The sequence below is a fragment of the Thalassospira sp. UBA1131 genome (assembly GCF_002311515.1).
Classification (GTDB): Bacteria; Pseudomonadota; Alphaproteobacteria; order Rhodospirillales; family Thalassospiraceae; genus Thalassospira.
In genome coordinates this window covers 5,421-5,623 of sequence record NZ_DCAO01000033.1, presented here as the reverse complement: position 1 = coordinate 5,623, position 203 = coordinate 5,421, and the positions used below count along the sequence as shown (strand labels likewise).

Genomic DNA, 203 nt, shown 5'->3' with positions numbered 1-203 from the left:
GGCGTCGTGTTTGGGGGTCGTACGGCCCGCACCCGCGATGACCAGATGAAAAAGCTTCTTGATCAGGCCTATATGAAGCTGACCAAGGACGGTGAAATTGTTGTTCCGCGTCCGCGCATCAGCCCGGAAGACAAAATCCTGCCAGCGGATGCCCAGTTGCTGATTGCCAAGCGCAGCACGCTTCGCGAAGCAGAACAGCCGGG

The 203-nt window shown here is 58.6% G+C and carries 1 pseudogene; it reads left to right on the top strand.

The annotated features are described in order from the left end of the window. Window positions 1–203, top strand: a pseudogene (locus B3Z49_RS04780) (D-alanyl-D-alanine carboxypeptidase); the annotation flags it as partial.